Origin of the sequence: Kitasatospora sp. NPDC056076 (genome assembly GCF_042266305.1) — a bacterium.
In the GTDB taxonomy this organism is placed as follows: domain Bacteria; phylum Actinomycetota; class Actinomycetes; order Streptomycetales; family Streptomycetaceae; genus Kitasatospora.
The window spans coordinates 1-6,745 of sequence record NZ_JBHJWG010000100.1; the positions used below are offsets into that span (position 1 = coordinate 1).

Here is a 6,745-nt window from a genome sequence, read left to right on the forward strand (position 1 = left end):
CCGCGGGCGGTGCCGCACCTGCACGGCCCGCCGCGGCGCCGGCACCGGGGCCTGGAGGCGCTGCGTGGGGGAGGCAATCCCCGCTGTGGGGCCCGCGGGGGGGCGGGCCGGGGGTACCCGCCGGACCGGCCCCGCCGACCGCCTCAGGCCGCGGCGACCAGCACCCCGGCCGGCTCCAGGGCCAGCGCCAGCACCTCGCGCACGTCGGCCACCGGGTGGACGGTGAGCCGCTCCAGCACCTCGGCCGGGACGTCGTCCAGGTCGGCCTCGTTGCGCTTGGGGATGATCACCGTGGTGACGCCGGCCCGGTCGGCGGCGAGCAGCTTCTGCTTCACCCCGCCGATCGGCAGCACCCGCCCGGTCAGCGACACCTCGCCCGTCATCGCCACGTCGGTGCGCACCTTGCGGCCGGAGAGCAGCGAGGCCAGCGCCGTGGTCATGGTGATGCCGGCGCTCGGCCCGTCCTTGGGGACGGCCCCGGCCGGGACGTGCAGGTGCACGCCGCGGTCGCGCAGCGAGGTGACCGGCAGTTCCAGCTCGGCGCCGCGCGAGCGGAGGTAGGAGAGCGCGATGTGCGCGGACTCCTTCATCACGTCGCCCAGCTGCCCGGTCAGGGTCAGCCCGGTGCCGCCCGTCTCGGCGTCGGCCAGCGAGGCCTCGATGTAGAGGACGTCGCCGCCGGCACCGGTGACGGCGAGGCCGGTGGCCACCCCGGGGACGGCGGTGCGCCGCTCGGCGGGTGCCTGGGCGGCCTCCGGCACGTGGTGCGGGCGGCCGATCAGGGCGGGCAGGTCCGCCGCGCCGACCGCGGCGGGCAGCTCGCGCTCGCCGAGCTCGGCCTGTGCGGCGATCTTGCGCAGCACCCGGGCGATCGAGCGCTCCAGGGTGCGCACGCCCGCCTCCCGGGTGTACTCCCCGGCGAGCCGGCGCAGCGCCTCCTCGTCCACGGCGACCTGTCCGTCGGCCAGGCCGGCCTTCTCCAGCTGGCGCGGGAGCAGGTGGTCGCGGGCGATGACGACCTTCTCGTCCTCGGTGTAGCCGTCCAGGCGGACCAGCTCCATCCGGTCGAGCAGCGGCTCGGGGATGGCCTCCAGCACGTTGGCGGTGGCGAGGAAGACCACGTCGGAGAGGTCGAGTTCGACCTCCAGGTAGTGGTCGCGGAAGGTGTGGTTCTGGGCCGGGTCCAGCACCTCCAGCAGGGCGGCGGACGGGTCGCCCCGGTAGTCGGAGCCGACCTTGTCGATCTCGTCGAGCAGGACGACCGGGTTCATCGATCCGGCCTCCTTGATCGCCCGCACCAGCCGGCCGGGCAGGGCGCCGACGTAGGTGCGCCGGTGGCCGCGGATCTCCGCCTCGTCCCGGACGCCGCCGAGCGCGACCCGGACGAAGGTGCGGCCCATCGCGCGGGCCACGCTCTCGCCGAGCGAGGTCTTGCCGACGCCGGGCGGCCCGACCAGGGCGAGCACCGCGCCTCCTCGGCGGCCGCCGATCTGGCCGAGCCCCTGGTCGGCCCGGCGCTTGCGGACGGCCAGGTACTCGACGATCCGCTCCTTGACGTCGCCGAGGCCGGCGTGGTCGGCGTCGAGCACGGCGCGGGCGCCGGCGATGTCGTACGCGTCCTCGGTGCGCTCGTTCCAGGGCAGCTCCAGGACGGTGTCCAGCCAGGTGCGGATCCAGGAGCCCTCGGGCGACTGGTCGGAGGAGCGCTCCAGCTTGTCGACCTCCTTGAGCGCGGCCTCGCGGACCTTCCCGGGCAGGTCGGCGGCCTCGACCCGGGCGCGGTAGTCGCCCTCCTCGTCGGCCGGGTCGCCGTTCAGCTCGGCCAGCTCCTTGCGGACGGCCTCCAGCTGGCGGCGGAGCAGGAACTCCTTCTGCTGCTTGGCCACGCCCTCCTCGACGTCCTTGCGGATGGTGTCGTTGACCTCCTCCTCGGCGAGGTGGTCGCGCAGCAGGGTGAGCGCGTACTCCAGGCGGGCGACCTGGTCGGCCTCCAGCAGCACCTTGAGCTTCTGCTCGGCGGTGGCGAAGGGCGCGTAGCCGATGTTGTCGGCGAGCTCGCCGACGCCCTCGATCTGCGCCACCCGGTCGACGATCTGCCAGGCGCCGCGCTTGCGCAGCCACTGGGTGGACAGCGCCTTGTACTCCTTGACCAGCTCGGCGGCCCGCCCGGCCACCGGCGTGCCGACCGAGGACTCCTTGAACGGTGTGGTCTCCACCCAGAGGGCGGCGCCGGGGCCGGTGGTGCCGACCCCGATCCGGACCCGGCGCACGGCGCGCACCAGCGCCGCCGGGTCACCGTCGGCCAGCCGGCCGACCTGCTCCACGGTGGCCAGCGTGCCGGCCGCCGCGTACGAGCCGTCCACCCGCGGGACCAGCAGGACCTGGGGCTTGCCGGAGCCGGTGGCCGCGGCACGGGCGGCCTCGACCGCGGCGCGCACCTCGGTGTCCTTGAGGTCCAGCGGGACGACCATGCCCGGGAGCACGACCTCGTCGTCGAGGGGCAGCACGGGCAGGGTGAGCGGTGTGGACGTCGATGCCATGATCTCTCCCCGGTCAGTGAACTTGAGTCGACCTGACTAAGGATTTGCGGGCGCCGGTTGTTCCCCGCACCTTGTTCGCTGTGAGCGAACAAGACCGTCACCGGAACGGCCGGGGGGAGGCCCCGTCAAAAGGGAGCGGAAAGAACGGCCCAAGAGGGCCCCGGCGTCAGCGCGCGGTGGACGGCCGGCGCCCGGCCCGCACCGCCGCGGCGGCCGGGGGGACGATCGAGGGGACGACCGCGGAGAGCACGGAGGAGAGCACCGAGGAGGCGGACGGGGAGGCGGCGGAGCCGGCCGCCCGCACCCGGGCCGGGCGCAGCCGCGGCCCGGGCGGGCGCCGCTCGATCCGGCCCAGCCAGCGCCACAGCGCCATCCCGGTGAGCAGCGCGGCCGGGTGCCCCACCGCCGTGACCAGGTCCTTCTGGGTGGCGATCTGCTGGGCGAGCATCAGTCCGACGCCGGCCAGCGCCACCGCCCGCGCGCGCGGCGGCAGCGCCCCGGCGGCCGCGCCCAGGCAGGCGAGCACGCCGTAGCTGACGCCGATGTCCAGCTGGTCCATCGCCGCCGGGGCCAGCCGCCCGGTCTCCACCGCGGTGATCACCACGCCCTGGGAGAGCAGGGTGGCCGCCACGTGCCCGGCGGCGAACACCGCCGCCGCCCGGGCCGGACCGACCCGGCGCTCCAGCGGGGCCAGGGTGAAGGCGAAACCCCACAGGTAGGGCAGCCACGATCCCCCGGCCACCCAGAAACCACTCAGCAACAGGGCACGCAGCGGGTGCTGGAGCAGGTTGTGGCCGTCCGAGCTGGAGGCTTCCTGCAAACGCTGGACGAGTTCCGGATCGGCGATCCCGGCGAAGGTCGAGGTGACGCCGACGACCGCGAGATATCCGATCGTGAACGGGGTCCGCCGAGGTGTCGGCACGCGTTCCAGCAGCCATTCGACGGGACCGCCGCGCAACCGGCCCGGGAGCATTCCGTACGGCACCCCCGAAGGCGCGCGCCCGCCGGCACCCCACCGCAGTCCAGCCATGACGCCTCCGCTCCCACACCCGCAGCCGCACGGCGCCCGGAGGGCGCCCGACGCCCCGGCGCGGAGGCCGGATTCCGCCCTGCGGGGCGTTGTCGCGGCCACGCTACGTCGAGGTTCTGAGAGGCACCTGAGAAAAGCCCGTGAAGACCGTCGACGACGGGACCGGCCGGATTCCCGACATTGGTCCAGACCTTCTCCCGATTAACGCGTCAGTAGGGCCTCTGACCGGCGACTTGGCGTCAACTGGACTGCATACGTACCGTTACGCAGTGAAAATTCGCCGGGTAAGGTATCGGCCCGTGCCCACTCCTTCGGTGGGCCCGAGGGCGGCCGGACAGCCGGCCCAGCGGGCCGGAAACGTCCGGTCCGCCTGCCGGGAGGCATCCGCTGTCCGTACGCTGCGAAGTGCGTGGGAGGAGTGGGCGGAAGACCATCCGTCCTCCACTCCCCGGTGCACGAACGGGACGGCGGACCCGGCACAGTCCACGACGGAACAAGACTACGAGCGGAGCCCCGCCATCCCCACAGGTGGCCGGCCCGCAGCCCTGGGGGCGGTGGCGTGACCGTGACAGAAATTCAGCAGGACAACCCCAACACCGGCGGCACTGTGAGCAGCCAGCGCAGAGTGCTGGTGGTGGAGGACGAACCCACGATCGCCGAGTCGATCGCGGCGCGACTGGGCGCCGAGGGGTTCAAGGTCGCCGTGGCCCACGACGGCCCCGGCGCGGTGGACGGCTTCCACACCTGGCAGCCGGACCTGGTGGTCCTGGACATCATGCTGCCCGGCTTCGACGGGCTGGAGGTGTGCCGCCGGATCCAGGCCCAACGCCCGGTGCCGGTACTGATGCTGACCGCCCGCGACGACGAGACGGACCTGCTGGTCGGCCTCGGCGTCGGTGCCGACGACTACATGACCAAGCCGTTCTCCATGCGCGAACTGGCCGCCCGGGTCAACGTGCTGCTGCGCCGCGTCGAGCGCGCCCAGCAGGCGGCCCGCACGCCCGCGCTCGGCAGCCTGCGCTTCGGCGAACTGGAGATCGACCACGTGCAGCGCCGGGTCCGACTCGCCTCGGGCGACGTCCACCTGACGCCGACCGAGTTCGACCTGCTGGCCTGCCTGGCCGCCCAGCCGCGCGCGGTGCTCACCCGCGAGCAGCTGCTGGCCGAGGTCTGGGACTGGACCGACGCGTCCGGCACCCGGACCGTGGACAGCCACGTGAAGGCGCTGCGCCGCAAGATCGGCGCCAGCTGGATCCGCACCGTCCACGGCGTCGGATACGCGCTGGAGGCCCCGCTCTCCTGACGGGGGCTCCGGGCGACGGGCCACCGGGGGGCCCGTGTCCCGGCACCGCCGTGACAACACGCGGGGATCACAGGGGAGCAATGACCTTTCCACAGCAACGCAACGGGGACGCCGACGGCGCGCGCCCGCAGACCCTGGCCGCCCGTGCGGCCAGCCGGGTCTGGGCCGACATCCGTCCGCTCGACCCGGTCCGCTCCATCAAGGGCAAACTCGCCCTGCTGGTGATCGTCTCCGTGTTCCTGGCCACCGGGATGGTGGTCGTGGCGATCCGGTCCGAGACCCAGATCCGGATCATCATGGTCTTCTCCATGATCGCCTCGCTGCTGTTCATGCAGTTCCTCGCGCACGGGCTCACCGCCCCGCTGCGCGAGATGACGGACGCCGCCCGCGCGATGGCCTCCGGCGACTACAGCCGCCGGGTCGAGGTGAACTCGCGCGACGAGATCGGCGAGCTGGCCGCCGCCTTCAACGGCATGGCCGCCGACCTCCAGGCCGCCGACCGGCACCGCCGCGAACTGGTCGCCAACGTCTCGCACGAGCTGCGCACGCCGATCGCCGCGCTGCGCGCCGTGCTGGAGAACGTGGTGGACGGCGTCGTCCAGCCCAATCCGGCGACCCTGGGGGCCGCCCTGGAGCAGACCGAGCGGCTCGGCCGCCTGGTCACCCACCTGCTGGACCTCTCCAAGATCGACGACGGCGTGGTCGACCTGGACGCGCGCCCGTTCGAGGTGCGCGAGTTCCTGGACGGCGTGCTGCGCGGGGTCACCGTGGACGGCGCGACGGCCGGCGGGGCCTTCTCCCGGCGCGGTGACGTCCGGCTCGCCCTGGAGGTCAGCCCGGTCGGCCTGACGGCCGTGGCGGACCCGGAACGCCTCCACCAGGTCGTCGCCAACCTGGTCGACAACGCCTGCAAGCACTCCCCGCCCGGCGGCACCGTGACGGTGCGCGCCCGGCCCGACGGCGAGGACGGCGGCCTGCTCCTGGAGGTCCAGGACGAGGGCCCCGGCATCCCGCCGGCGGACCGCGGCCGGGTCTTCGAGCGGTTCAGCCGCAGCGGCACCGCGACGGCCTCCGGGCCGGGCTCGGACGGCGGCACCGGGCTGGGCCTGGCGATCGCCCGCTGGGCGGTGGACCTGCACGGCGGACGGATCGCCGTCGCCGAGTCGCCGAGCGGCTGCCGGATCGAGGTCCGGCTGCCCGGGCAGTCCTGAGCCGGTCGGGACATTTGTCACAGATCCGGCACAGACGCATACGAAGATCGTCGACGGATGAACCTGGGCTTTTGTCCGCTTTCACCCCGATTTATGGGGTGATCGGGCCCGATCGGTTCCCCGCAGATACGGCTTTCTAACGCACTTTTTCAGCCAATCTGCAGGTCAGGACTGTGATCTGGGCGACGCCTGGGGCCCGGGGACTGCGCGATCACTGGTCAGGGGCGTAGCCTTAATCCCCGCTGTCCAAACATCCCAAAAGGAAGCGGAAGAGGGCGGTTGCCGCCGTGTCGCCACAGTCCCCTGAAACCCCCAACAGCTCGGCAAGCTCCACTGGCTTCGGCCCCAATGAGTGGCTCGTCGATGAGATCTACCAGCAGTACCTCCAGGACCCGAACTCGGTCGACCGAGCCTGGTGGGACTTTTTCGCCGACTACAAGCCCGGTACCGAGGTGACCCCAGTGACCCAGGCCGCGACCCAGGCCGGCCCCACGCCGACCCCTGCCGCTGCCCCCGCGCCCGCCGCTGCTGCTGCGCCGGCTGCGCCCGCCGCCCCGGCCGCTCCGGCCCCGGCCGCCGCCCCGCGCGCCGCCGCGCCCGTCGCGCGCGCGCCTTCGCCGCGAACCGCAGCCGCGTCGCCTGCGCCCGCGCGCCCGACGCC

At 73.6% G+C, this 6,745-nt stretch carries 5 protein-coding genes; 3 read left to right on the top strand and 2 right to left on the bottom strand.

Annotation, left to right across the window (positions count from 1 at the left end; genetic code table 11):
- Positions 1-143: 143 nt before the first annotated feature.
- Both lon and ACFC1T_RS37900 read right to left on the bottom strand, forming a co-directional pair.
- Positions 144-2,540, bottom strand: coding sequence for an endopeptidase La (gene lon, locus ACFC1T_RS37895; RefSeq protein WP_375897237.1), 2,397 nt, complete (start codon positions 2,538-2,540; stop codon positions 144-146).
- Positions 2,541-2,706: 166 nt separating this feature from the next.
- Positions 2,707-3,570, bottom strand: coding sequence for a rhomboid-like protein (locus tag ACFC1T_RS37900; RefSeq protein WP_375897240.1), 864 nt, complete (start codon positions 3,568-3,570; stop codon positions 2,707-2,709).
- A 565-nt stretch (positions 3,571-4,135) separates the two neighbouring features.
- Between ACFC1T_RS37900 and ACFC1T_RS37905 the strand changes: the two genes are divergently transcribed.
- From ACFC1T_RS37905 to ACFC1T_RS37915, 3 genes are all read left to right on the top strand, one after another.
- Entirely contained in the window at positions 4,136-4,873 is a 738-nt protein-coding gene (locus tag ACFC1T_RS37905; RefSeq protein ID WP_094742879.1) for a response regulator transcription factor, read from the top strand.
- Positions 4,874-4,953: 80 nt separating this feature from the next.
- Positions 4,954-6,084, top strand: coding sequence for a sensor histidine kinase (locus ACFC1T_RS37910; protein ID WP_375897243.1), 1,131 nt, complete (start codon positions 4,954-4,956; stop codon positions 6,082-6,084).
- A 287-nt stretch (positions 6,085-6,371) separates the two neighbouring features.
- Positions 6,372-6,745 (top strand): hypothetical protein (locus ACFC1T_RS37915; RefSeq protein ID WP_375897246.1); only part of this gene is annotated, 374 nt, incomplete at its 3' end.

Coding starts and splice junctions, on each gene's coding strand:
- ACFC1T_RS37910 (WP_375897243.1), top strand. CDS start 4,954: ATGACCTTTCCACAGCAACGCAACGGGGACGCCGACGGCGCGCGCCCG.
- lon (WP_375897237.1), bottom strand. CDS start 2,540: ATGGCATCGACGTCCACACCGCTCACCCTGCCCGTGCTGCCCCTCGAC.
- ACFC1T_RS37900 (WP_375897240.1), bottom strand. CDS start 3,570: ATGGCTGGACTGCGGTGGGGTGCCGGCGGGCGCGCGCCTTCGGGGGTG.